Source organism: Azospirillum lipoferum, assembly GCF_024170005.1.
Classification (GTDB): Bacteria; Pseudomonadota; Alphaproteobacteria; order Azospirillales; family Azospirillaceae; genus Azospirillum; species Azospirillum lipoferum.
Genome location: NZ_JALJXJ010000005.1, coordinates 269160 through 293124 on the forward strand (window position 1 = coordinate 269160; position 23965 = coordinate 293124).

Genomic DNA, 23965 nt, shown 5'->3' on the forward strand with positions numbered 1-23965 from the left:
CGATGAACGCGCTGACCTACCCGCACAGCATCGACAGCGACGGCCTGTCCGAACGCTCCCTGCTGGACGTCTCCGGCGTCACCCTGCAATACAAGACGCGCCGGCACCTCGTCACCGCGACCTACCGCGTCGATTTCCAAGTGTTCCAGGCCGAGCGCTATGTCCTGCTGGGACCGTCGGGCTGCGGCAAATCCTCCCTGCTGAAGGCGGTCGGCGGCTTCCTCCAGCCGGTCGAGGGCGCCATCCGCCTGAACGGCCACACCGTGACCAGGCCCGGTCCCGACCGCATGATGGTCTTCCAGGAGTTCGACCAGCTTCCGCCCTGGAAGACGGTCAAGGAGAACGTCATGTTTCCCCTGCTCGCCAGCGGCAAGGCCAGACGGCGCGAGGCGGAGGAAAAGGCGCTCGACTGCATTGCGCGGGTGAACCTGACCAAGTTCGCCGACGTCCACCCGCACATGCTGTCGGGCGGCATGAAGCAGCGCGTCGCCATCGCCCGCGCCATGGCGATGGAACCCGACATCCTGCTGATGGACGAGCCCTTCGCCGCCCTCGACGCGCTGACCCGCCGCAAGATGCAGGAGGAACTGCTGCAACTGTGGGACGACCTGCGCTTCACCGTGCTGTTCGTCACCCACTCCATCGAGGAGGCGCTGGTCGTCGGCTCGCGCATCCTGGTGCTGTCGCCCCATCCCGGACAGGTGAAGGCGGAGATCAACTGCGACGGCTACGATCACGGCGCGGTCGGCGGCGCGGAGTTCCAGGCGCTGGCCAACCGCATCCACACCATGCTGTTCGCCGAGGATGTCGAAGGTAGCGGAAAAGGACCAAGCGCATGACCGACCTGTCCTTCTCCCCGCGCCCTCTTCCGCGCGGCGGCTTCTCCGGTGGCAGGCGCGAGCCGCCGCTGCGTCCGGAATATGAACGCACCGTCACCGCGACCGGCCCCATCGGCGACGTCGCCCGCCCGCTGTCCCCGTGGGAGCGGCTGAGCAACGTCACGGCGCTGCGCCGGCTGTTGGTTCTGGCCGCGGTCGCGGCGCTGTGGCAGGCGGCGGCGGTCTGGCAGAACAACCCGCTGATGTTCCCGACCTTCACCGACACTATGGCGGCATTGTGGGACGGCATCCGGCGCGACGGCCTGCTGTCGATGGCCTGGACCTCGCTGTCGGTGCTGCTGAAGGGCTATGCGGTGGCGGTGGTGCTCGCCGTGCTGCTGACCACCGTCGCCGTCTCCACCCGTATCGGCAACGACCTGCTGTCGACCCTGACCTCCATGTTCAACCCGCTGCCGGCCATCGCCCTGCTGCCGATCGCCATGCTGTGGTTCGGGCTGGGCGAGGTCAGCCTGATCTTCGTGCTGGTCCATGCCGTATTGTGGCCGCTGGCGCTGAACACCCATGCCGGCTTCACCTCCGTCTCGGAAACGCTGCGCATGGCCGGGCGGAATTACGGGCTGGGCAACCTGCGCTACGTCGTCACGCTGCTGATCCCCGCCGCCTTCCCGGCGATCCTGACCGGGCTGAAGGTCGGCTGGGCCTTCGCCTGGCGCACGCTGATCGCGGCGGAGCTGGTCTTCGGCGTGTCGTCCGGCAAGGGCGGGCTGGGCTGGTTCATCTTCCAGAACCGCAACGAACTCTACATCGACAAGGTCTTCGCCGGCCTCGTCACCGTCATCCTGATCGGCCTGCTGGTCGAAAATGTCGTCTTCCGCTGGATCGAGGTCCACACGGTCCGCAAATGGGGCATGGTCCGCTAAATGGCTTTCCAAGACATCAATCCGGTGCGCTTCGATTCCAACCTGACGGTCGAGCGCCCGACCTTCGTCACCCATCTGGAATGCGCCTATACCGGCGAACGGTACGAGGCCGACACCGTCCACAACCTGTCGCGCGCCGGCAAGCCGCTGCTGGTCCGCTACGATCTGAACGGCGTGAGGCAGGCACTGAAGAAGGGTGCGTTGTCCGAGCGCCCGCAGGATCTATGGCGCTACCGTGAGCTTCTGCCTGTCCGCCGGGTGGAGGACATCGTCAGCCTGGGCGAGGCGGTGACCCCGCTGGTGCCGCTGAACCGGCTGGCGAAGCGGCTGGGCACGGCGGAACTGCTGGTGAAGGACGAGGGGCGGCTGCCCACCGGCTCCTTCAAGGCGCGCGGTCTGGTGATGGCGGTGTCGATGGCGAAGTCCTTCGGCATCAAGCACATGGCAATGCCGACCAACGGCAATGCCGGGGCGGCGCTGGCCGCCTACGCCACCCGCGCCGGCATCCGCACCACCATCTTCTGCCCGGCCGACACGCCGGAGGTGAACGTGTCGGAGATCGAGCTGCAGGGCGCAACCGTCTACCGCGTCAACGGTCTGATCGACGATTGCGGCAGGATCGTCGGCGAGGGCAAGGCCAAGGTCGGCTGGTTCGACGTCTCCACCCTGAAGGAGCCCTACCGGATCGAGGGCAAGAAGACCATGGGCCTGGAGCTGGCCGAACAGCTGGGCTGGGAGGTGCCGGACGTCATCTTCTATCCCACCGGCGGCGGCACCGGCCTGATCGGCATGTGGAAGGCCTTCGACGAGCTGGAGGCCATCGGCTTCATCGGATCGAAACGCCCGCGCATGGTGGCGGTGCAAGCCGCCGGCTGCGCCCCGATGGTCCGGGCCTGGGAACAGGGAGAGGAGCATGCCCCGCGCTGGGAGGATGCCCACACAGTCGCATCCGGCATCCGCGTTCCCCAGGCCGTCGGCGACTTCCTGATCCTGCGCGCCGTGCGCGAGAGCGGCGGCTTCGCCATCGCCGTGCCCGACGACGCCATCCAGGCCGCCCTGAACGAGGTGGCGCGGGAGGAAGGCTTCCTGCTCTGCCCCGAAGGGGCCGCGACCTACGCCGCCTACCGCCAGGCACTGGCCGACGGCCGGGTCGGCAAGGAGGAGCGGGCGGTGCTGTTCAACTGCGCCACCGGCCTGAAATACCCGCTGCCGCCGGTGCACCGCACGCTCGACCGCAACAAGCCCATCGACTATTCGCTTTTTCAGGAAAGCAGTCGATGAGCGAGGTCCGCTACCGACCGGACCGGCTGGTCGCAGCGCTCGACGCCATCCTCCGCCGCAGCGGCAGCTCGGCGGAGGAGGCGGCCATCGTCGCCGCCAATCTGGTGGAGGCCGACGCGCGCGGCCATGCCAGCCACGGCGTCTGCCAGATCGCCGTCTATGCCCGCAGCCTGGAGCTGGGCCATCTCCAGCCCAACCGCCATGCCCGCATCGTCCGCGACGAGGCGCCTTTCCTGGTGGTGGACGGTGATGTCGGCTATGGGCAGGTGATCGCGCGGGAGGCGACCGACCTCGCCATCGAACGCGCCAGAGCCGGCGGCGCCTGCATCCTCGCCCTGCGCAACGCCCACCATATCGGCCGGGTCGGATCCTATGGCGAGCAATGCATCACCGCCGGACTGATCGGCCTGTTCTTCGTCAATGTGGTCAGCCGGCCGCTGGCGGCTCCCCATGGTGGCGGACGGCCGCGTCTGGGCACCAACCCCGTCTGCATCGCCGTGCCCGGAACGCCGGGCTATGCGCCTTTCCTGCTGGATTTCGCCACCAGCGCCATCGCCGCCAACAAATGCCGGGTCGCCGCCTCGCTGGGCAAGGAGGTGGAGGACGGCCTGCTGCTGGATCCGGAAGGACGGCCGACCCGTGATCCCGGCGTGATGTTCACCGAGCCGACCGGCGCCATCCTGCCCTTCGGTGGCCATAAGGGTTATGGCTTGGCACTGGCCTGCGAGATCCTGGCGGGCGCCCTGGCCGGCGGCCTGCCCGCCCTGCCGGAAAGCCTGCGGCCGGGGCGGGTGGTGAACAACGCGCTGGCCTTCGTCATCGACCCCAACCGGGTAGCCGGCCCGGAATGGCAGACCCTGACCGACGCCGTCCTCGACCATGTCGCCGACACGCCGGCCGCCCCGGGCAGCGACGGCGTCAGCATCCCCGGCGAACCGGAGGCACTGCACCGCATGGCCGCCATGGAGCGCGGCATCGCACTCGACCCCGACACCATCGCCGCGTTGTACCGTATCGGCAGCAGGCTCGGGCTGGACGTGAACGCGCTGCTGGCGGGGTGAGGGTGCCGGCGGCTATTCCCGCCTCACCCGTCAGGCGGTGATGCGGTTCCGCAGAATGCCATCCTCCAGGAACATGACGGCCATGCTGATGTCCTCGGTGGGGTGCCCCATGTGGCCGGGCGGAAAATTCGCCAGATTAGGAGTCGCGGATTGGCACGCCGCCGATTTGACCAGGGTCCGCCGACCTTTGGCGCAGGTGGACAGCGCGACCAACCCGCCGGCCCCGACCGGCGGCAGGGCCGGGCCGATCACGACGAGAGTCTGTCTGGTGCTTATTGAAGCACCAGACAGACTCCAATCTTTTGGTTTTCCGTGTCATTCACGCTCCAGGCGATTCCGAGGGATGTCGATCCGTCCGCGCCCCGTTGCGAATCAGCCGGGTTGACAGGGAGTTCCACGCTTGAGGGAGTTCTGTAAAGCTTCGCGGGACCTATACCTCAGATTCCAGAAGGCAGACTAGAAAATCCTTGGGAGAGTGTAGTCAGTGAAACAATACCTCCACCGCTTTCATAATCGCTCCTGACCGGCGGCGTGACGGGTAAAATGATCTGGCGAGGAGGTTAATGCTTGCCATGATGTCTATTGCTTTTTAGACCCATCGCTATCTCAGCATGTGCGGCTACGATCGCAGGTGATCGGTGGCATGTATGTCTGGCTCTCTGGCGTCGGGTAAGTCTGGATGGATGTGGCTCTCGCCTGCGCTGACTTCCTGACCCACTGCCGGGTTGCGAAGAATCTCTCCCCTCACACCCTTCGTGCCTACACCATCGATCTGTCAGAGTTCGAGCGATTTGTCGGTGTCGGTACGCCGGTTAGCGCCATCGACAGGCCGCTGTTGCGGCGCTATCTGAGCCACTTGTTTGAAGCACGGAAACTGAAGGAAACCAGCGTCAAGCGGCGGCTGGCTTGTCTGAAGGTGATGTTCCGCTGGCTGGAACTGGATGAGGCAATCCCGGTCAGCCCGTTTCACCGGCTGGATGCGCGTATCCGACTCCCCAGACGTTTGCCGCGCAACCTGTCCGACGACGAGGTGCGCCGTCTGCGCCGCATGGCCTTGCAGCGTGTCGGCTTGTCCGGACGGATCACGGAAGCCAAAGCACTACGTGTCGCCCGCCGCACGGATTTCGACGCCTTCACGACGCTGGTGGTGCTGGAGGTACTGTTGGACACGGGAATGCGGGTTGGCGAACTGGCCAGCATCCGTCTCGAAGACATCGATTTGACCGAGCGGGTGATAACGATTCTGGGCAAAGGCAGCCGTCAGCGCCGCGTGTTCCTTCCCGACGACGAGACGGCAACGCTGGTGGCGGCCTATCGCACGGTGACCGATGGGCGGCGGAAGTCGCATGACCATTTCATCATAACGGTCCAAGGCGGTCCGGCTTCCACCCAGCACATACGCAATCTCGTACGCAAGGCGGCAACGGAAGCCGATCTGCCACGGCGCATCACTCCGCACATGCTCCGGCACACCGCGGCGACCCGGTTGCTGGAGAACGGCGTTGATCTGCGCTTTGTCCAACGTCTGCTGGGCCACCAGAGCGTTTCGACGACGGAATTGTACACAACGGTGACGGACGCGAGCCTGAAGGCGGCGATCGCATCGGCAGCCAAACGCATGAAGGGGAAATGATAACTAATAATTATCATGAAAAACATCTCCATCATCGTGCCATTCCATAGCAACAAAAGGTTGCTGGATATCTGCCTCTCCACCCTGACTGTAACCACCCCTGATGAAGTTGAAATCATCGTTGTCCTTAATAACGCGGATTCGCGACAGATCGATTTTGAGATAAAGCATCCACGGATCAGGGTTGAACGGGAGTGCGCCAATCTGGGATATTCCAAAGCCATCAATCTTGGCGTGAAAAGGGCAAAGGGCGATTTCCTGGTATTTTGCGATTCCGATACATTCCTAAAAAAACACTGGCTTGAGGCCCTGTACAAACTTCATAACTCTTCACGAAAAATCGGGCTGACGAGTTGCAAGCTTATCGATCCCAACAGCGATCGGGTCACCGATTACGGCATGGGGCTGACAAAATACAACAATGCGCACCCCTTCAAAGATCGCCGGATCGATCATCCGCTGACCTGTGTCGACAGGCGCGTTCAAATGGCCTGCTCGGCATGCATGATGATATCCCGAGACGTGTTCGAACGCGTCGGTGGCATGGACACAGAGCTTTACAACTTCTATCAGGACACGGATCTGTGCCTCAGGGTCAATGAGGCCGGGCTGGAATGCTGGATTGCCGCCGATGCCATGGCCTACCATCGCGGTGATTCCGCGCAGACGAACAGGTCGCCCTATCGTGCCGACGTGAAGGGCTGGTACGTTGCCAAGAACGCGCACCGCATGTCGGTCGATATGGAAAAATACTATCAGGAAAGCTACAGGTTTCTGGCCGGCAGGACCGATCTTGATAACCGATACTTGTGGGTCGACTTGTCCAGTGTCGCTGACCGCGATTGGCACCGCGAGGTGGTGGGACAAGTCCTGCCAATTATCTCGCCTTGTGAGGTTCCGGCAAAGGAACGCGATGAAAAGGCCATCGAACTCATAACGCAGCTTGATGGGGGGCTCCTGGAAACACAGAATCCGATCATCTATTTCGTCGACCGTTTCATTGCGCTCCAGGGCAACGCGCTGTGGAAACGCCTGCGTCGGCACAGCGGGGATATCGTCGTCGACCGGAACGCCAACATCGAGATGCTCAATCTCGTGGATCGGAATTGAAAATCAATGCGCCGGCGCGTCACGGGGACGGCAGGTTGCGGTTGCGCAGGCTGGGGTAGGGGCTGTCGTCGCCGACATGAAACCTGGCCGTTGCCGTGTAGGACGCGGTCAGGCGGGCAAAACCCGGTTCGTCCAGGTCGCGCACACTGCGGATCCGTTGCTGCAGCGTCGGGCTCCGCAACAGATCGAGAATATCGCCGAAAATGTTCCAGCCAAAGCTTCTGGAGGCCAAGACCAAGTCATCGTAGAAGTGATAGTGATACTCCTCGATGCCCTGGTGCGTCGCAACGCCACGCAACGCCTTGGCAGCCGTCAGGAACGATTTACGGGCGTTGTCATGTTGCCCCGACGCAAGGAATACTTTGGCCTCCATGTAGCGGGCCATCCAGATGTACCGCCGGACGTCGTGGCCAATGGCCCATTGCACCGTCTCAAGTGCAAGGTCGACCGGCGGTGAGCCCGCGGAGAACAGCGTCGGATGCAGCAGAGAGGCAATGCACTTCAAAAGCAGGTGCTTCACACCGAAAAAGGCGCGATTCCGTCTTCGGCATTCGCGGATCTGCTCGTCCATCTGGTCCGCAAGCCCATTCAGATCCTGAGTCAACAGTCTGGACTGGATATGATAGAGCTCGACCATCGGCCCGGTGTCGGCATCATAGGCGGCCGACTTCGGGTTTCGCAGGAAAACCTCCCGTGCCTTTGCCCAGTAATACAGGGCGTTCTTTACCCGCGACTTCCCATCGGTGGTGAAAGTGGCTGAAGGAATCAGCGCTCGACCGTTCTGGAAGATGTTGCCGATGTCGATGTAGGCAAACACCAGACGCGCGGCACGTTCGGTATCATCGGACCGCTTGGCGAGCCGCAACGCTTCCCGGCCGGCTCGGCCGGCCTCCGGCAACCGGTCCAGCGATTTAAGAGCAACGCATCGCCGGTCGGCCAGATGGCTGAGGAGCGAATTCGGGAATGTCTGCGGATGCTGCCGGACATGCTGTTGGGCCTCGTCCAGCACCAGCAGCGCTTCGCGGTCCCTGTGCCCGGTGAAGTAGGAGTTGGCGTTTGCAATGGCGAAGCAGACAAAGGCCGCGTGGGCCGCCGGATCGTCGCATCGCCCGATCAGCTCCGACAGGCACCCCCGCCCTTCGTCGTACCGGGCGATGCCCACGTCGTAGCGGACGTCGTGCCGTGTGCGCTCGGCCGTCCACCGCAGGAGGTCGATGTCCTCCCCGAGAACCGGTCCGGCCTGCAACGCTGCCAGGGTACTCTTGAACACGCGCCGCAGAAACAGCGCCAGCCCATGATCCGGTCCGTCGTTGCGAACCTGCGGAACGACCGCCCGCCGGTCGTTGAGGGTGAGGGGCTTCAGCGACGCTTTGGCGGTGAAGTACGCCAGAGGATAGTGTGTGGCCAAGCCGGCGGCGTCGGAACGCGTGACGACGCGCTTGAAACACGAGACGTTTTCTTTGATGTCGCTTTCGGAAAACTGGAACAGGTCGAAGAAGAAGCGGCGCAGTTGTCCGTGGTAGAACCACAAGCGGCCATCATCGACCCGGGCGAGACCGCGCAGCACCCAGTCGGCTTTCTGGCCCGAGGATATGTTGAAATCCCGAAGATGATCGAGATCGATGCTCCCCAGCAGGGCGAAGAGACGGAAATTGGCCCGCTCTCCAGGCTTCATCCCGGCGGAGATGAGCGTCCAGCGTTTGGTTAAGAGCTGTTCCAGACTGGTTCCGATGTAGGCGCGCTGGATGGCCTCCTGGAGCCGCTCCTCGTCGACGACGGTCATCAGGCCCGTCTCGCCGTCCCACTTGATGGCATCGATGTCGCTCAGGTAGTTCAAGAACTGTTCGATGAACAAGGGACGCTTGACCACGTCGCGGGTCAACTCGCGCATTAGGTTCGGGTACCGCATGGAAAAGGGTTTGCCGTGCTTGACGGCGAAATGATCGTTGATGAACCACTCGATCTCGCCGGCCGTGAAATCGGTCAGGGGAAATGTCACATAGCGGGGAGTCTCGCCGCTCCGATCCGACCAGATCACGCCGCGCGTCAGCATGTCGTTCAGGAAGGCCCGGCTGGCGCTTCCCTGGCCGGCCTGCTCTTCGTTGACGGTGACAGCGAACAGCGGTGCCACGGCGCTGCGTATGTCGCGTTCGTCCAGCGCACGCAGAAAGTTGATCCCGGATTGCGGCAGGCTCTGAAGGTTGTCGATCATGAACGCGCGCGGACGGCGGATGACCGAAAGAACGGCTTCGAACAGATCGGCCATTTCCTCGATGTCCGGCTCCTCACCATCCTCCGCGTCCAGCAATTCGGCGAGACATTGCGCCCGCCCCATGGCGAACCGGGAATTCGGGACGGAAACCTCGCAAAGGGTTTGGGGATGTTCTTGCACATACACTGGCGTGATCTTGCGAAATATGAGGCGCGCAAAATGCCGGAAACTCCGGATCCCCGCCTCCTCGCAGTCGATGGCATGGACGAGCCGTCCCGTGCTGATGAACGGCTCACGCATCTCTTGGAGCTGGCGGGTCTTGCCGACACCGCTCTTGCCGTGCACGACGAGAAAGACCGTGCGGTTGCGTGCGCCGGACAGAATGGCAGCCGCACGCTTCATCGCGGTCCGTTCGCCGCCGACGAATACGGCAGCCATTCGCTGCGTGATCACCAACGTGTCGAAGGTTGCGGATTCATAGGCCGTGTCGGCGGTAAACGTAATCTTTGGCAACTGCCCGTTCACGCGTCCGGCGCTGGCACGGAGCAGGTACCTCACCCATTTGAAGCCGGCGCGTTTGACGTCGATCCGGCTGCCGTTGGCGGCCGCCCCTTGGGCTGAACTGAGCAGGGTAAGGGTCGACCGTTCGGGCATGATGATCTCAAGTTTGCCGGTCGTGTCATTCAACGGGTCATGGTTGGTGATGTATACATCCAGCGCAACCAATTGCCCCTGATAGATTTCCACGCATCGGCCTTGCGGCAGGAGGGGAACACCTCCCGCGCCCAGCGGTTCCGGGTTGCGGCCGAGCCTCTCGTCATCGTCGATGTCCTTCGACACACGTACAGCCACGTTGATCCTCTGCGGCACTGGCAAACGCGCCCGCTCGCGTTGCAGCAGCCCGGACACATCGGGAAACCGTGCTTGGATCAGCTCGGCGTTGTCCGCCACCAGCCAAAGAAGAGTGTCGCCGTGATAGGCGTGAATGTTGATGTCGTTTACTTCCTGAAACGAAGAGAAGAAGGCGAGCGCTGGCCGGTTGAACGGTTCCGGCGAGAACAGGAGGATGGTCCGGATGCGTTTTACCGTTGCCATCGCCAAGGTCGCGCTGACAATGTGTCGGGACGGCGAGTTTTTGTAGTTCTTGCATTCCGCCCAGGCTTCGCCGTCCAGCCTCTGCAGGATGAAGTCGCGGGATTGATCGTGTGATCTCGGCGTCCGCTCCCAACTCTCCAGGGTGCCGTCAAGCCACGGCACCCCGATCCGTCGGTTGAGAATGATCTCCACGAGTTCCTCGAACGTATCGCCGTCCCTCTTCCCGTCACTCCGGCAAAAAAACTGCCAGACGGCTTCGGAGAGTGACAGATCGAGGGTCACCATAATTATTAGTTATCCAAATAAGCTGGTTGGACTAGATCCATGCCGCTTCGCGGGGTGAGCGACACGAATAAAGTTATACTCCAAAAGAATCTGCCAGGAGTCAATTTTTCTAAGAACATACTATAGTATGTAAATGCGGAGCGTAGCCAAACTGCCTTGGTTTATCTTCAAAGATGTCCGATATCTCCTTTGTGCCTGTGAAAATTCGGCAGGACCCGGGGGCTGTGATCCCCGTCAGTCTTTCCCCTCTCCGGCGCTTCTTCCTTTTCGCGAGCCTTCGGCCAATGCGCGCCGTTCCTCCCGGCGGTGCGCTTCCGATCACGGAGGCTCACGCATGTCCGATCCAACCGGTGGTCAGCCGCTCTGGTTTCTGTGCACGCCCGAAGCTGGCCGCTTTCTCGGTCTGTCCGGCCGGCGCCACCGTGCGGCCGGCCCGCCGCTTGTGAGGAAGGCGGGCATAGGCCAGCACTTTCCGTCGCCGCCCAAGCCTCCGACCCTGCGCGACATGGTCGACCTGGGTGTCGAGCCGGTCAATGCAGCACAATCGCCAGGATGTTGGAGACCAACGACGGCCGGCAGCGCTCCGATATGCGGAATCTCGATGTCGTGACAATTAGGCGTTCGAAGGTTCGTGACATGAATGCGGGAGCTTGCGGACAAGCCCGTTCACGAGGGGTAATAGCCAAGGATGGCTTTGGTTTCGAGACACTCCTCCAGCCCGAAGGCGCCGTACTCGCGTCCATTGCCGGATTGCTTGTAGCCGCCGAAGGGGGCATGGGCATCCCAGGCGGGATGATTGATGTGGACCTGTCCGGACCGGATTTGCCGTGCGACCCGCCGGGCGTGGTCCAGGTCGGACGACTGGACATGGCCACCCAGCCCGAACACCGTGTCGTTGGCGATCGCCACGGCCTCCTCCTCGGTCTCATAGGGAATGATGCAGAGGACCGGACCGAAAATCTCCTCCTGCGCGATCCGCATACCGCTGGTCACGTCGGAAAAGATGGTGGGCCGCACGAAATAGCCGGCATCTAGTCCCGCAGGCTTGCCCCGCCCCCCACAGAGCAGCTTGGCGCCTTCCGCGAGGCCGACCGCGATCATCCGCTGCACGCGGTCGAACTGTGCCTTGTTCGCGATCGGACCCAGAGTGGTCCGCGGGTTTCGCGGGTCGCCGACGACGAGCGTACCGGCATGGCTCCCGGCCAGTGCCTCCACCTCGGCCAGCCGGCCGGCCGGTACGATCATCCGTGTGGGGGCGCTGCAGGATTGTCCGACATTGCGGAAGGCCGAGGTGATGCCCAGAGGCACAACCCTTGTGAAATCCGCGTCCGGTAGCAGGATGTTGGGTGACTTGCCGCCCAATTCCTGAACGACGCGCTTGACCGTGACGGCGGCGGCCTGCGCCACCAGCACCCCGGCCCGCACTGATCCGGTGATGGAGACCATGTCGATGCCGGGATGGGCGGCGATGGCCGCACCCACCTCCTCGCCGGTGCCGTTGACCAGATTGAAGACGCCCGGCGGCGTCCCGGCATCGTGCATGATTTGGGCGAACAGCAGAGCGCTCAGCGGCGAGAGTTCGCTGGGCTTCAGCACGACGGTGCAGCCGGCGGCGAGTGCTGGCGCCAGCTTGGCGGTGATCTGATAGAGCGGCCAGTTCCAGGGCGTGATCAGGCCGCAGACGCCGATCGGTTCGCGGACGATCGCCGTCGTCCCTTTCCGGACGAGGAAATCATAACCGTCCAAGACCTCGGCCATCGCCCGCAGGTGTGCGATGGCCAGCGGCACCTGCGAGCTGCGGGCGAAGCCGATGGCGGTTCCCATTTCTGCCGTCATGGCGAAGGCCAGTTCCTCGGCGCGCGACTCCATCAACCCCGCGATCCGCTGCAGCAGGGCTCGCCGCTCCTCCACCGGGGTCGCCGGGAATGTAGCGAAAGCCTTGCTTGCCGCAGCAACGGCCTTGTCGACATCCTCGGCCGTGCCCGCCGCGATGGAGCCGATCACCGTTTCGGTGGCCGGATCGACCACAGCCACCGTCGCGCCGGAGGAGGGAGCGACCCATCGGCCGCCGATGTAGAAGTGCCGCGCTTCCTCCAGATCCATCCTCGCTCTCCTCTTGCGACCGTCGCGGACCGATCCGGTTCCCGGGTCGGCTTTCAGTGCAGCCGGCTCTCAGTGCAGAATGTCCTGCAGCTTGTAATAGGCGCCGACGAAGGGCAGGAACCAGGTGGGACCGAAATGGCCCGGAATGGCCGGCCAGTCGAAATCGCGCAATGGATTGGCGGCGGTGTTGCCGTCCATGACCTCGGCCATGATCCGGCCCATATGGGTCGACATCTGCGTGCCGTGGCCGCTGTAGCCCATGGAATAGAACAGGCCGTTCCGTTCGCCGGCCCGCGGCAGGCGGTCCGCCGTCATGTCCACCATGCCGCCCCAGCAGTAATCGATCCTCGTATCGGCCAGATCGGGAAAGATCTCGAGCATCGAGCGCCGGAGAATGGTGCCGCTTTTGACGTCCGATCGGGCATTGGATTTGGCGAAGCGCGCCCGGCCGCCGAACAGCAGCCGGTTGTCCGGCGTGATGCGGAAATAGCAGACGAAGTTCCTGGTGTCCGTCACGTTGCGGCGATGCGGCAGCAGGGCGTCCAGGCGGGCGGGCGACAGGGGCTCCGTTGCGATCAGAAAGGCGCCGACCGGCACGATGCGGCGGCGGAAATAGGAGAGGGGGCCGATCGCCGAGGTGCCGGTCGCCAGAAGGACCTGCTTGGCGGTGACCGAACCGGCGGGTGTGGAGAGGCGATGCGCGTAGCCGCTCAGCCGCTGCATGGCGATGACCGGCGTGTTCTCATGCAGCCGGACTCCCTGGCGTCCGGCGGCTGTCGCCAGGCCATGGGCGAACTTGCCCATGTGCATGGCGGCACTCTTTGGGAAGACCAGGCCGCCGAAATAGCGGTCGCTGCCCAGTTCACCCTTGAGGTCCTGCCTGGAAACCATATAGCTGTCCGGGTCGGCGCCACGCGCCATCAGCTCCTGCGAGCGCGCGAGCTTGTCGTAATGCGCGGGCTTCGCCGCCACCTTCAGCTTGCCGACGCGCTTGAAATCGCAATCGATGCCTTCCTCGCTGACGATGCGCTCGACGGTGTCGACCGCGGCGTCGTAGCTCAGGTAGAGGCGCTTGGTGGCGTCGGCGCCCAGCCGGCCGACCATCCCGGCATAATCACCGGCGAAACCGTTGTTGCACATGCCGCCGTTGCGCCCGGACGCGCTTCCACCCAACTGCCCGGCTTCCAGCAGAACGACCCGCGCCCCCTTCTTCGCCAGGGCGAGTGCGGCGGACAATCCGGTGAAGCCGCCGCCGACGACCGCCACGTCATGGTCGCCTTCGACGGGGCCCCGGTCGGAACCGAGGAATTTGGGCGCGGTGTCGAGCCAATAAGGTGTCAGTTTCATCGTATTCGCCTCAACCGAAGAACTGGCCGGCAAGGCCATAGATGCGGCCCGGTCCGGATACCGGAGGGCGCGTGCTTCCAACTCCTTCAGACACTCGACCCGGCGGATGGGGGGCTGGTCCCGCTGCTAACCGCGACGGCGTCGATCTCCACCAGATAGCCGTAATGGAGTTCAGGCACCGGCACGACCGATCGCGCCGGCCGTGCGTCCCCCAGCATCTCCGCGTAGATCGCGTTGAAGCGCGGCCAGTTCGCGATGCCCACCAGATAGACGGTCACCTTTAGCAGGGTCGCGGTCGTGCCGCCGGCGGCCTCCACCACCGCGATCATGTTCCTGATCGCCAGCCGGGCCTGCCGGTCGAAGTCGGCGGCCGCATGGTGCGTGCCGTCGGGCGCGATGGGCAACTGGCCCGAAACATAGATCAGGTCGCCATGCCGGACGCCCTGGGAATAATGACCTCCGGCCGGTGCCACGCCGTCGGTGGATATGGGGGCTACGTCCAGTCCCTGTGCTTTCGAGTCCGTCATGTCACCACCCACCGAAACGGGGCCAGACGGCTTCGATTGCGTCGCTGCCGCTCCGCACCACCTGGTAGGCTCCATGCTGTGCACCCGTGGCGCAGGCGTGGTTGGGGAGGATGCGCACGCGCGTGCCGATCGGCAGATCGGGCAGCCGGGCATTCGACCCCGGTCGCACGGTGACGATTCCGTGTTCCTGGTTGGCATCGGACAGGATCAGGTCGCCGAAGGGCTTTCCGTCGATGTCGCAGACGAGGCCGTAGCCCTGGTCGATCTTCTGTTTGGCGGTTCCCCGATCGCGGGACATGGCCATCCAGCCGGCATCGACCAGGATCCAGCCCTTCTCCCGCTGATGGCCGATCACCGTCGCGAGCACGGAAAGCGCGACGTCGTCGATCGCGCAGACGCCGATGCCCGCCATGACAAGGTCGAAGAAGACGAAGACCCCGGCGCGCACCTCCGTCACCCCGTCCAGCGTTTCCGCGAAATGGGCGGTGGGCGTCGAGCCCACGCTGACCACCGGGCAGGCGAAGCCGGCATCGCGCAGCAGGGTGGCGGCTTGCACCGCGCTGGCGCGCTCGACCTCGGCACAGGCGCGCAATGCTGCGTCACCGACGGCACCGTAGCTTGCCCCCGCATGGGTCAGGACGCCGCGCAGGCGGCCGCCCTCCTCCAGCGCCCGGGCGATCCCGACGAGCTTCGCTGCGTCGCCTGGCAGAACGCCGGAGCGGTGACCGTCGCAGTCGATCTCGATGAGGGCGGGGATCGGATCGCCGGTCCGGCGGGATGCCTCGGCAACGACCCACGCTTGTTCCACGGTATCGAGCGTGACGGCCAGATCGACGCCGTCGGCCCGCAACGCCAGAATACGGTCGATCTTGTCCGGAGAAACGCCGACCGCATAGATCAGATCCGTGACGCCGGCGCGGGCGAATTGCTCGGCCTCCTTCAGGGTGGAGACCGTCGCGGGACCGGAGGGGGAGGTCATCACCCGCTGCGCGGCATCGACGGATTTCGCCGTCTTCAAATGCGGCCTCAGCGCCACACCCAGCCGGTCAAGCCGCTCACGAAGTCGACCGACGTTGCGGTCCATGCGGTCCCGGTCGAGAAGGAGGCAGGGCGTGCCGATGTCTTTGAGGCTCTGGGCTTTGGAGACGCTTCGCATCGTTTCATCCAGCAAGGGCTAGGTTCCGTTCCACGGCTCACAGCCCGGACGGTCCTTGCATTCTAACCGGCATCAGGTAGTATGCAATTAACGGTATATGAAGGCCTCATTCAGATAGACCTTAATGCTGACGAGCGATGACCTTGTCTTTTTCGACGTCGTTTCCAGCTCCTCCTCGCTTGCAGACGCCGCGCGGAAGCTCAACGTCACGCCGCCGGCAATCACGCAGCGGCTGAAGGCGCTCGAACGGCGCGTCGGCGTCCGCCTGATGGATCGGACGACCCGTGGCCTGGCCCTCACCGACGAGGGAGAATTGCTGGTCGCCGAAGGGGCCGCGATCATCGAAGCGATAGAGGGGCTGGCGGAATCGCTCGGCCGGCGGACGACGCGGGTCAGGGGCAGGCTGAGGGTCGCGGCGCCTTATGGATTTGGGCGGGACCATGTCGCGCCGGTCGCCGCGGAATTCGCGCGCCGGCATCCGGAGGCCACCGTTACCCTGGAGTTGTCGGACCATCCCAATGTGCTGACCTCCGACAGCTGGGACATCGTGATCCACATCGGCGCCCTCAATTCCGCCGAACGGCTGGTTACGACGCTCGCGCCGAACGGACGGGTGGCCTGCGCCTCTCCGGCCTATCTTGAAGGGCATCCGCCCATCGAAAGTCCGGAAGACCTCCGGCATCACCGTTGCCTCGCCCTGCGGGAGAACGACGAGGACGTGACGCTGTGGCGTTTTTCGCATCCGAAGCACGGTGCCACGACCGTCCGCATCAAGCCTGCGATGTCGACCAACGATGGGACGATCCTGCGTGCCTGGGGGATTGCAGGGTTGGGCATCATCGTCCGGTCGGAGTGGGATGTGGCCGGTGATCTCGCTGCGGGCCGATTGGCTCGGATCCTGCCGGGCTGGGCTTGTCCGGCTGCGGATGTCGTCGCGCTGTTGAACGCACGGCATGGCCGCAGCCGGAGGGCCACGGTGTTTCTGGAGATGATGCGTGATGCTTTGACCCCGCTTCCCTGGCGCCAGCCCGATCAGCGCTGACCACCATTTCTCCTGCGCCTGCATCGCCATCCGAGGCTGCCGGTGGACAGCCCGACCCGGACTTGCCCACCGTGATCGCCCCGCTCGCCAGGATGGAGCCGAGCGCCACGGAAAGCCGTTGGTATCAGTCCGCATCCTCGAACGCGAAGGTCTCCGATTCGTCGTCGTAGGTGAACAGCTCGGCATAGCGGGCCCAGCTGGTGACCGCCTTCAGCGTCTCCTCGGCATAGCCCCCGCTCATGAAGGGGATCAGTTCGGTCCGGATGCGGCTGCTCGGCACGCGCTGCGTCGCCGACTCCTTCAGCAGGCCGTGGATGTGGGCGGCCAGCGGCACGTAGCGGATCAGATGTTCCGCGAACAGCCGCTTGCGGTCTTCCAGGCCGGATTCGGCGAACAGCCGGCCGGGTTCGGTCAGATGGATGTCGCCCTCCGCCACCTCCGCCAGACCCAGCATCTGCAGCGTCTCGGCGATCGGGAACAGGTCGTCGATCTCGTGCTGGAGGGCCGCTGCCAGATGGGGCAGGTCGGCCTTGCCGTGATAGGCCGGCGAGGCCAGCGTCTCCAGCAGGCCGGCCAGCAGGTTGGTCGACACATGCTCCAGCGGCACGGCATGGGCCGGCGGCTGCTTCGCCGCCGGCGGCGACGCCACCAGCGGCTTGCGTGCGGTCATCCGGCCATAGATGTCGTCCACCATGGCGCGGAACTGCGGGTCCAGACGGTTGCGCGGGTGGGGGATGTCGACGCGGATCTCCGCCGCCACCCGTCCGGGGTTGGAGGAGAAGACCAGGGTGCGGTCGCACATCAGCACCGCCTCCTCGATGTTGTGGGTCACCATCAGGATCGACTTGATCGGCAGCCGCCGCTCCATCCACAGGTCGAGCAGGTCGGTGCGCAGCGTCTCCGCCGTCAGGACGTCCAGCGCCGAGAAGGGCTCGTCCATCAGCAGGATTTCCGGATGGACCACCAGGGCGCGGGCGAAGCCGACCCGCTGGCGCATGCCGCCGGACAACTCCTTGGGATAGGCGGATTCGAAGCCGGACAGGCCGATCAGGTCGATGGCCTCCTCGGTCCGCGCCTCGGCCTCCCGGGCCGGAACGCCCTTGGCCTTCAGGCCGGCCATGACGTTTTCCCAGACGGTCAGCCAGGGGAAGAGGGCGAAGGTCTGGAAGACCATCGCCACCCCGTCGGCGGCCCCGGTGACCGGCTCGCCATGGTGGCGGACGGAGCCGCCGGTCGGCTTCACCAGCCCGGCGACGATGCGCAGCAGGGTCGACTTGCCGGAGCCGGAGCGGCCGAGCAGCCCCACGATCTCGCCATCGCGCAAGCTCAGGTCGACATTGTCGAGCACGACGTAATCCTGCCCCGACGGCTTGGCATAGGCCTGACGGACGCCGCTCAGCTCGAAGATGGTGGTGTTGCGGGTGTTCAGCATTGCGGGGTCCTCCTCAGGCGAGGCGCAGGCGGCGTTCGGCGAACGCATAGAGCGGACGCCACAGCAGGCGGTTGAACAGGATGACGAACAGCGACATGACGACGATGCCCAGCACGATGCGCGGATAGTCGCCGGCGGCGGTGGCCTGGGCGATGTAGCTGCCCAGCCCATGGGCGGTCAGCTGGGTGTCGCCCCAGTTCACCGCCTCCGCCACGATGCTGGCGTTCCACGAGCCGCCGGACGCGGTGACGGCGCCGGTGACGTAATAGGGGAAGACGCCCGGCAGCATGACGTCGCGCCACCATTGCCAGCCGCGGATGTGGAAATTGGCCGCCGCCTCCTTCAGGTCGCCGGGGAAGGCGGTGGCTCCGGCGATGACGTTGAACAGGATGTACCACTGGGTGCCGAGGATCATCAGCGGGCTGAGCCAGACATCCGGGTTCAGGTCGAAGCGGACGATGGCGACCACCGCCACCGGAAACAGCAGGTTGGCCGGGAAGGCGGCGAGGAACTGGGCCGCCGGCTGGACCCTCTCCGCCAGCCGTGGCCGCAGCCCGATCAGGACGCCCAGCGGTACCCAGACCAGCGTCGCCACCGCGATCAGCCCGACCACCCGCAGCAGCGTGGCGCCGCCCAGCAGCAGCACGGTGCCGACATCGCTCCAGCCGACGGCGGACGCGACGAAGGCGATCATCGACCAGCCGGCCCACAGCCCCGCCCCCGCGAGCAGCAGGTACCAGACCATGTCGACCGCCCGTGACGGCACGCGGTCGAGCAGGCCGCCGACCGACCGAATGCCGCCCGTTGCGTGCCCGGACAGGCCGCCCGCCGGCAGGCGCAGCCAGACCAGCCGGCCGAACAGGCGGTCGAGCGGTGCGAAGGCGGCGCGGAAGAAGCGGGTGCGCTGGAACAGGGCGAGCAGCCAGGAGTCCGGCACCTCCTGCGCCCCGGTCAGCTCGACCCGGAACTTGTCGGCCCAGGCGACCAGCGGACGGAACAGCAGCTGATCATAGGCGATGATGACCAGCAGCATCGCCAGCACCGCCCAGCCGACGGCGTCCAGACGCTGCCCGTCGATGGCCTTGGCGAGGTAGGAGCCGATGCCGGGCAGGGTGATGCTGCGGTCGCCGACGGTGATCGCCTCCGACGCGACGACGAAGAACCAGCCGCCGGACATCGACATCATCATGTTCCACACCAGACCGGGCGCGGCGTAGGGCGCCTCCAGCGTCCAGAAGCGCTGCCAGCCGGAAAAGCCGAAGCCGGTCGCCGCCTCGTCCAGGTCGCGCGGAACGGTGCGCAGCGACTGGTAGAAGCTGAAGGCCATGTTCCAGGCCTGGCTGGTGAAGATGGCGAAGATCGCCGCGCATTCCGCCCCCAGCACGCTGCCGGGGAACAGCCCCAGGAAGAAGACGACGGTGAAGGAGATGTAGCCCAGCACCGGCACCGATTGCAGCACGTCGAGCACCGGGATCAGCAGCATGCCGGCGCGCCGGCTCTTGGCCGCCAGCGTGGCGTAGGTGAAGGTGAAGAGCAGCGAGGCCGCCATCGCCGCCAGCATCCGCAGGGTCGAGCGCAGGGCGTATTCCGGCAGCATCCAGGGGTCCAGGGTGATCGGCACCTCTTCGACGCTGTCGAGCGGCAGGGCCATCTGATGGCCGCCGATGGCGAGCAGCGCCAGCAGGCCGATGACCAGCGGCAGGGCGACGACGTCCCACCGGTTCGGTGCGGCGTCGGCCGCCTTCACCGAGATGTTCGTATTGATCCAGACCATGACACACCATCCCGCGGCCCCGGAACGGGGCCGGCCGGCAGACAGAACGGGTCCGGCGCCGCGGAAGCGCCGGGGGATTCAGACGGGGTGGATGGGGGTCAGCGACTTGGCGGGCGCAGGTCGCCCGTCACGGAAAAGCACCGGCGCCCGGCAGGCTGGCGGTGCACGGAAATCAGACTGGTGAGGAACTTCACCATGGTCCACCTCTGATCGGCCCGACGACGCCGGGCCGCGGGCGGACCCACGCAACAGGTCAGCCCGCGATCGACGTCGTCAGGGGTATGTGAGTAGATCGACTACTGGGGCTGTCCATCTCGTGCCTTTTCGATCCGGCCGCCGATCCGCAGGAAAGGGCGGACAGGGATCGATCATGCGGTGACGATTCATGCGGTGACGATGGCGCCCCTCTACTCCCCTGGCCGGATCAGGTCAAGAGCGGGAACACGCTTCCCTGTGCTCTTCACGAAAGAATCATGGCCCCGGTTGCCGGCGGGACCGATGGCAGGACGATCCGCTCCCCCGGCCGGGCGAGACGCACCCGCGGGTCGGCGGCACAAGCCGCAGCCAACCGCTCCCGTTCGCCCGTGCGGACATGGTAGAGGCGCATCTCGCCGACGCCGAGCCGCATGGGGAAATCGGCGAGCTGGCTGTAGGCGGCGTGGAAGGGCTGGACCGGATCCGGCTCCACCGTCAGGCACTCGTGGAACAGCAGGTCGGCCCCACGGAAGAGAGCTTCCGACTCTGGCGTGGCGCGGCCGTCGCCGGAATAGGCGAAGGCGACACCGCCCGTCTCCAGCCGGATGGCGCGGTTGGGCATGGAATGCTGCGTCAGGGCGGTGTGTAGGCGGAAGGGACCGAGCGTGCCGTTTTCCGGTGTTTCGATCCAGCGCAGGGGAAAGGACAGTGACCGTTCGGGATCGGTGGCGCCTGCCTGGAACAGCAATGCCAGCTGCTTCCAGCCGCCGACGGTGGTGACGATGTCCAGCGGCTTGCTGCGGCGGTCGTCGGTCCAGCGGATCAGCGTCGGCACCAGGCCGAAACAATGGTCGGGATGGTGGTGGGTGAAATAGAGCGCGTCGATGGCGTCGGGATCCGGCACCTCCCGCCACAAGGCGGACGGCACCGAATGGCCGCAGTCGATCATCAGGCGGAAGCCATCGGCGGCAACGATCAGCGAGGAATTGGCGAAGGAGGGGTCGGCCGCTTCGCCGACGCCCAGCACCTGGATGTCCATGGAGGTCAATGTCCGACTTTGGCCAGTACGTCGGCCTTGAGGAAACGTTCGATCACCAGCATGAAGCCCACCGAGGGAACCAGCAGGATCAGTGCGGTGATGGCGGCGATCTGGAAATTGCCGCCCATGCTCGCGTTGAACATGAGCAGCGGCAGGGTGGAGATGTCGGGAACGCCGACGAAATAGGTGCCGGTGAACTCGTCCAGCGATTCGAGGAAGACGAAGATGGAGCTTGCCATCACCCCCGGCGCCGCCAGCGGCAGGGTGATGCCGAAGAAGCTGCGCAAGGGGCCGGCGCCCATGTCGCGCGCCGCCTCCTCCAGCGAGCGGTCGACGGCGCCGAAGGCGGCGGCGGTGATCCAGACGGAGAAGACCAGCCCATGGACGGTGTGGACCAGAACCACCCCGGCCACCGTGCCGTTCAGCCCCAGCGTGTAGAAGATGCGCGCCACATTGATGTAGACCGCGACGCTGGGAAAGGCCTGGGGCAGCAGGAAGGCCAGCAGGATCACCCCGCGCCAGGGCAGCCGCAGCCGGGCCAGCGCATAGCCGGCGGGAACCGACACGGCGAGGCAGGCCGCCACCGTCAGCAGCGCGATGGTGACGCTGGTCGCCAGCGACGCCATGGCATTGGAGCGCGGGGCGAACACCCGTTCCCAGAAGGAGAAGCCGTATTGCAGGGGCAGGGTATGGGGGAAGTACCATTTCTCCGCCACCGCCCACAGGCCGAGATTGGTCAGCGGCCCGAAGATGACGAAGGCCAGCACCCCAAGGGCCAGCCCGCGCGGAATCCAGGTGAGCGTTCGCGCCGGTGTAAAGGAGGTCATCGTGCACCGCCCTGGCGCACGCCGTGCCGCAGGTAGAACCAGCCGACCAAGCCGGCCATGGCGTAGGACACGAAGCCGAGAGCGTTGGCGACGCCGTAATCGCCATGGGCGTTGATGCGGTAGGCCATGTCCACCGTGATCATGGTCGGGCTGTTGGGGTTGATCATCATCGGCACCGACATCACCGACAGCATGGTCACGAAGCTGAGGATCAGCCCGACTGTCAGCGTCGGCCGGATCTGGGGAACGACGATCTCGGCCAGGATGCGCAGCCGCCCGGCGCCGAGGTCGCGCGCCGCCTCGATGGTCGAGCGGTCCAGCGAGGCCATGGCGCCCGCCACCATCAGCGCGACGAAGGGGGTCTGCTTCCAGACGAAGGTCACCACCACGCCGCGCCAGTCGAGCAGGCTCGCCGCCTGTAGGGGCTCGATGACGCCGCTGCCGATCAGCAGATTGTTCATCAGCCCGTTCTTGGCGAGGAAGGAGCGCATCATCTGGGCGGCGACGATGAAGGGAATGAAGAGCGGCCAGCGGTAAAGCCAGCGCAGCAGGGTGACCGCCAGCCGGTTTTCGCCGAGCGTCAGATAGCCGCCGATGGCCACCGACAGCACCGCCACCAGCGCCGAGGACAGCAGCACGATGGCGAGCGTGAAGGCCATGTCGAGGCTGTACAGCTCGAACGCCTTCACGACGTTCGCCAGCGTCCAGCCGCCGTCACGGCCCTGGAAGGCGCTGACCGCCGACAGGCCCAGTGGGTAAAGAAAGAACAACGCCACCATCGCCAGCGCCGGCATGACCAGCAGCATGCCCCACACCCAGTCGGGAACCACCCTGGTGGCGGGCAGGGCGGGGGCGCCGTCTCCCCCGCGCGAGCGGGGGAGGGGGGCGGGGCGGTTGGCCGCCTCAGTTGGCAACGGTGCGCTCATAGGCTTCCATGATGTCGGTGAAATAGCCCGACAGCGGGAAGGGCTTGCCCTTGCTTGCCAGCTCGTCCGGCTTCACATCGGTGAACAGCTTTGCCCAGGTCTGGGCGTCCAGCTTCGGCTGCACATAGGCGGCGTCGATGCCCGGATACCAGTTGAAGCGCTTGACGATGCCGTCGGCCTGCACCTCCGGGCTGGTCGCCAGTTCGATGAACTTGCGGGCGGCCTCCTGGTTGGCGGCCTTGGCCGGGACGGCGTAGTACATCGGCTGGCCGGGCATGCCCGGACCGATCAGCTGCAGCTTCATCGCCGGGTTGAGGCGGCCGTCGGCCTGCCAGCTGTAGAACATGTCGACCCACACCGGACCCATGGCGATCTCGCCGCGGTTCAGCATGTCGAGCGTGCCGGCATTGCCGGGGGTCAGCGTGACGCTCTTGTTGAAGTCCTTCAGGCCGGACAGGGCCTTCTCGATCGCCGGCTTCATCGCGGCGTCGTAGGGGCCCTTCTCCAGCTTGGCGGCATCGCCGATGTTGGCGGCAGTCCAGCCGGTGACAAAGCCGACGCCGGACATGCCGCCCTTGATGCCGTTGTAGCCGAAGGCCTTCGGATTGGCCTTCACCCACTCCGCCAGTTCGGCGTAGGTCTTCGGCGGCGCCTTCACCAGGTCCGGGTTGTAGGCCAGCGCGATCTGGCTGTGGAACATCGGCAGGACATAGCCGGTGACATCAGTGCCGAGCGCGTTGCGCGCGCTGTCGCGGCTGGCGAGCGTGCCGGTCTTGACGTCGCCGACATAGGCCGACAGCATCTTCTCCTGCACCATCTGGCCGGCCATCTTCTGGTGGATGACGGCGACGTCGACATCCCACCTGGCCGCACCGGCGGCGGCCTCGGCGCTCAGCTTCTCGTAGATCTTCTGCGATCCGCCATCGCCCGGGCCGGTGCCGGCGGCGCGCACCTTCACGCCCGGATTCTGCGCCTCGAACTTCGGCGCCAGATACTCGTTGACGTAATCGACCATGTTCTGGTCGCCGGCGGTGAGCACGGTCAGCACCGTCTCGGCCTTCAGCGGTGCGGCGGAAAGACCGGCGGCGAGCGCCAGACCGGCGGCACCGGCGCGCAGCATCCTCAGCGTCATGAGCTTCATGAAAATCCCCCTTCTTTCCC

General features: G+C 65.2%; 19 protein-coding genes. 7 read left to right on the top strand and 12 right to left on the bottom strand.

Features of this window, described 5'->3' with window-relative positions; all coding sequences use genetic code 11:
- Positions 1-2: 2 nt before the first annotated feature.
- From J2848_RS13695 to J2848_RS13710, 4 genes are read left to right on the top strand one after another with little or no spacing between them, the layout of a single operon-like run.
- The gene (locus J2848_RS13695; protein WP_149231535.1) at positions 3-839 is read left to right on the top strand and encodes an ABC transporter ATP-binding protein; all 837 of its coding nucleotides are present in this window, start codon (positions 3-5) and stop codon (positions 837-839) included.
- Entirely contained in the window at positions 836-1759 is a 924-nt protein-coding gene (locus J2848_RS13700) for an ABC transporter permease (protein ID WP_149231536.1), read from the top strand. Before J2848_RS13695 ends, J2848_RS13700 begins: the two co-directional genes overlap by 4 nt.
- Complete coding sequence (locus tag J2848_RS13705; RefSeq protein WP_246193868.1) at positions 1760-3040, top strand: threonine synthase; 1281 nt, start codon at positions 1760-1762, stop codon at positions 3038-3040.
- Complete coding sequence (locus J2848_RS13710) at positions 3037-4101, top strand: malate/lactate/ureidoglycolate dehydrogenase (RefSeq protein ID WP_149231537.1); 1065 nt, start codon at positions 3037-3039, stop codon at positions 4099-4101. Before J2848_RS13705 ends, J2848_RS13710 begins: the two co-directional genes overlap by 4 nt.
- A gap of 30 nt (positions 4102-4131) precedes the next feature.
- Here the strand turns inward: J2848_RS13710 and J2848_RS13715 are convergent, their stop codons facing one another.
- Positions 4132-4353 (bottom strand): hypothetical protein, encoded by a 222-nt coding sequence (locus J2848_RS13715; protein WP_211103125.1) that lies wholly within the window; start codon positions 4351-4353, stop codon positions 4132-4134.
- A 427-nt stretch (positions 4354-4780) separates the two neighbouring features.
- Between J2848_RS13715 and J2848_RS13720 the strand changes: the two genes are divergently transcribed.
- Together J2848_RS13720 and J2848_RS13725 are read left to right on the top strand one after the other, a co-directional pair.
- Positions 4781-5734, top strand: a complete 954-nt coding sequence (locus J2848_RS13720; protein WP_149231538.1) for a tyrosine-type recombinase/integrase — start codon at positions 4781-4783, stop codon at positions 5732-5734.
- 15 nt (positions 5735-5749) lie between these two features.
- Positions 5750-6844, top strand: coding sequence for a glycosyltransferase family 2 protein (locus J2848_RS13725; protein ID WP_149231539.1), 1095 nt, complete (start codon positions 5750-5752; stop codon positions 6842-6844).
- A gap of 19 nt (positions 6845-6863) precedes the next feature.
- On the opposite strand, the gene J2848_RS13730 is transcribed toward J2848_RS13725, so the two are convergent.
- From J2848_RS13730 to J2848_RS13750, 5 genes are all read right to left on the bottom strand, one after another.
- Complete coding sequence (locus J2848_RS13730) at positions 6864-10436, bottom strand: AAA family ATPase (RefSeq protein WP_149231540.1); 3573 nt, start codon at positions 10434-10436, stop codon at positions 6864-6866.
- Between the two features lie 666 nt (positions 10437-11102).
- The gene (locus tag J2848_RS13735; RefSeq protein WP_149231541.1) at positions 11103-12539 is read right to left on the bottom strand and encodes an aldehyde dehydrogenase family protein; all 1437 of its coding nucleotides are present in this window, start codon (positions 12537-12539) and stop codon (positions 11103-11105) included.
- A 69-nt stretch (positions 12540-12608) separates the two neighbouring features.
- Positions 12609-13886: an NAD(P)/FAD-dependent oxidoreductase gene (locus J2848_RS13740; protein WP_149231542.1), complete on the bottom strand. Its 1278-nt coding sequence runs from the start codon at positions 13884-13886 to the stop codon at positions 12609-12611.
- Between the two features lie 86 nt (positions 13887-13972).
- A complete protein-coding gene (locus tag J2848_RS13745; protein WP_149231543.1) occupies positions 13973-14413 on the bottom strand; it encodes a RidA family protein in 441 nt (146 codons plus the stop codon).
- Position 14414: 1 nt separating this feature from the next.
- Positions 14415-15569, bottom strand: a complete 1155-nt coding sequence (locus J2848_RS13750; protein WP_211103126.1) for a DSD1 family PLP-dependent enzyme — start codon at positions 15567-15569, stop codon at positions 14415-14417.
- A 124-nt stretch (positions 15570-15693) separates the two neighbouring features.
- Here J2848_RS13750 and J2848_RS13755 point away from each other — a divergent pair, with 124 nt between their 5' ends.
- The gene (locus tag J2848_RS13755; RefSeq protein ID WP_149231545.1) at positions 15694-16611 is read left to right on the top strand and encodes a LysR family transcriptional regulator; all 918 of its coding nucleotides are present in this window, start codon (positions 15694-15696) and stop codon (positions 16609-16611) included.
- Positions 16612-16735: 124 nt separating this feature from the next.
- On the opposite strand, the gene J2848_RS13760 is transcribed toward J2848_RS13755, so the two are convergent.
- The 6 genes from J2848_RS13760 to J2848_RS13785 all read right to left on the bottom strand — a co-directional run bounded on the left by J2848_RS13760 (position 16736) and on the right by J2848_RS13785 (position 23945).
- Positions 16736-18043: an ABC transporter ATP-binding protein gene (locus J2848_RS13760; RefSeq protein ID WP_149231546.1), complete on the bottom strand. Its 1308-nt coding sequence runs from the start codon at positions 18041-18043 to the stop codon at positions 16736-16738.
- A gap of 13 nt (positions 18044-18056) precedes the next feature.
- Positions 18057-19817: an ABC transporter permease gene (locus J2848_RS13765; RefSeq protein WP_149231547.1), complete on the bottom strand. Its 1761-nt coding sequence runs from the start codon at positions 19815-19817 to the stop codon at positions 18057-18059.
- A 460-nt stretch (positions 19818-20277) separates the two neighbouring features.
- Positions 20278-21051, bottom strand: coding sequence for an MBL fold metallo-hydrolase (locus J2848_RS13770; RefSeq protein WP_149231548.1), 774 nt, complete (start codon positions 21049-21051; stop codon positions 20278-20280).
- Between the two features lie 5 nt (positions 21052-21056).
- Positions 21057-21878 carry an ABC transporter permease gene (locus tag J2848_RS13775; RefSeq protein WP_149231549.1) on the bottom strand — a complete coding sequence of 274 codons (822 nt, stop codon included), beginning with the start codon at positions 21876-21878 and terminating at the stop codon, positions 21057-21059.
- A complete protein-coding gene (locus tag J2848_RS13780; RefSeq protein WP_246193869.1) occupies positions 21875-22792 on the bottom strand; it encodes an ABC transporter permease in 918 nt (305 codons plus the stop codon). Before J2848_RS13780 ends, J2848_RS13775 begins: the two co-directional genes overlap by 4 nt.
- Positions 22782-23945 carry an extracellular solute-binding protein gene (locus J2848_RS13785; RefSeq protein ID WP_211103128.1) on the bottom strand — a complete coding sequence of 388 codons (1164 nt, stop codon included), beginning with the start codon at positions 23943-23945 and terminating at the stop codon, positions 22782-22784. The genes J2848_RS13780 and J2848_RS13785 overlap by 11 nt, the downstream gene beginning before the upstream one ends.
- Positions 23946-23965 lie beyond the last annotated feature (20 nt).

What these genes read in the sequence shown, in the direction of transcription:
- J2848_RS13695 (WP_149231535.1), top strand. Translation starts at nt 3, where the DNA reads ATGAACGCGCTGACCTACCCGCACAGCATCGACAGCGACGGCCTGTCC.
- J2848_RS13700 (WP_149231536.1), top strand. Translation starts at nt 836, where the DNA reads ATGACCGACCTGTCCTTCTCCCCGCGCCCTCTTCCGCGCGGCGGCTTC.
- J2848_RS13705 (WP_246193868.1), top strand. Translation starts at nt 1,760, where the DNA reads ATGGCTTTCCAAGACATCAATCCGGTGCGCTTCGATTCCAACCTGACG.
- J2848_RS13710 (WP_149231537.1), top strand. Translation starts at nt 3,037, where the DNA reads ATGAGCGAGGTCCGCTACCGACCGGACCGGCTGGTCGCAGCGCTCGAC.
- J2848_RS13720 (WP_149231538.1), top strand. Translation starts at nt 4,781, where the DNA reads ATGGATGTGGCTCTCGCCTGCGCTGACTTCCTGACCCACTGCCGGGTT.
- J2848_RS13725 (WP_149231539.1), top strand. Translation starts at nt 5,750, where the DNA reads ATGAAAAACATCTCCATCATCGTGCCATTCCATAGCAACAAAAGGTTG.
- J2848_RS13730 (WP_149231540.1), bottom strand. Translation starts at nt 10,436, where the DNA reads ATGGTGACCCTCGATCTGTCACTCTCCGAAGCCGTCTGGCAGTTTTTT.
- J2848_RS13735 (WP_149231541.1), bottom strand. Translation starts at nt 12,539, where the DNA reads ATGGATCTGGAGGAAGCGCGGCACTTCTACATCGGCGGCCGATGGGTC.
- J2848_RS13740 (WP_149231542.1), bottom strand. Translation starts at nt 13,886, where the DNA reads ATGAAACTGACACCTTATTGGCTCGACACCGCGCCCAAATTCCTCGGT.
- J2848_RS13745 (WP_149231543.1), bottom strand. Translation starts at nt 14,413, where the DNA reads ATGACGGACTCGAAAGCACAGGGACTGGACGTAGCCCCCATATCCACC.
- J2848_RS13750 (WP_211103126.1), bottom strand. Translation starts at nt 15,569, where the DNA reads ATGCGAAGCGTCTCCAAAGCCCAGAGCCTCAAAGACATCGGCACGCCC.
- J2848_RS13755 (WP_149231545.1), top strand. Translation starts at nt 15,694, where the DNA reads ATGCTGACGAGCGATGACCTTGTCTTTTTCGACGTCGTTTCCAGCTCC.
- J2848_RS13760 (WP_149231546.1), bottom strand. Translation starts at nt 18,043, where the DNA reads ATGCTGAACACCCGCAACACCACCATCTTCGAGCTGAGCGGCGTCCGT.
- J2848_RS13765 (WP_149231547.1), bottom strand. Translation starts at nt 19,817, where the DNA reads ATGGTCTGGATCAATACGAACATCTCGGTGAAGGCGGCCGACGCCGCA.
- J2848_RS13770 (WP_149231548.1), bottom strand. Translation starts at nt 21,051, where the DNA reads ATGGACATCCAGGTGCTGGGCGTCGGCGAAGCGGCCGACCCCTCCTTC.
- J2848_RS13775 (WP_149231549.1), bottom strand. Translation starts at nt 21,878, where the DNA reads ATGACCTCCTTTACACCGGCGCGAACGCTCACCTGGATTCCGCGCGGG.
- J2848_RS13785 (WP_211103128.1), bottom strand. Translation starts at nt 23,945, where the DNA reads ATGAAGCTCATGACGCTGAGGATGCTGCGCGCCGGTGCCGCCGGTCTG.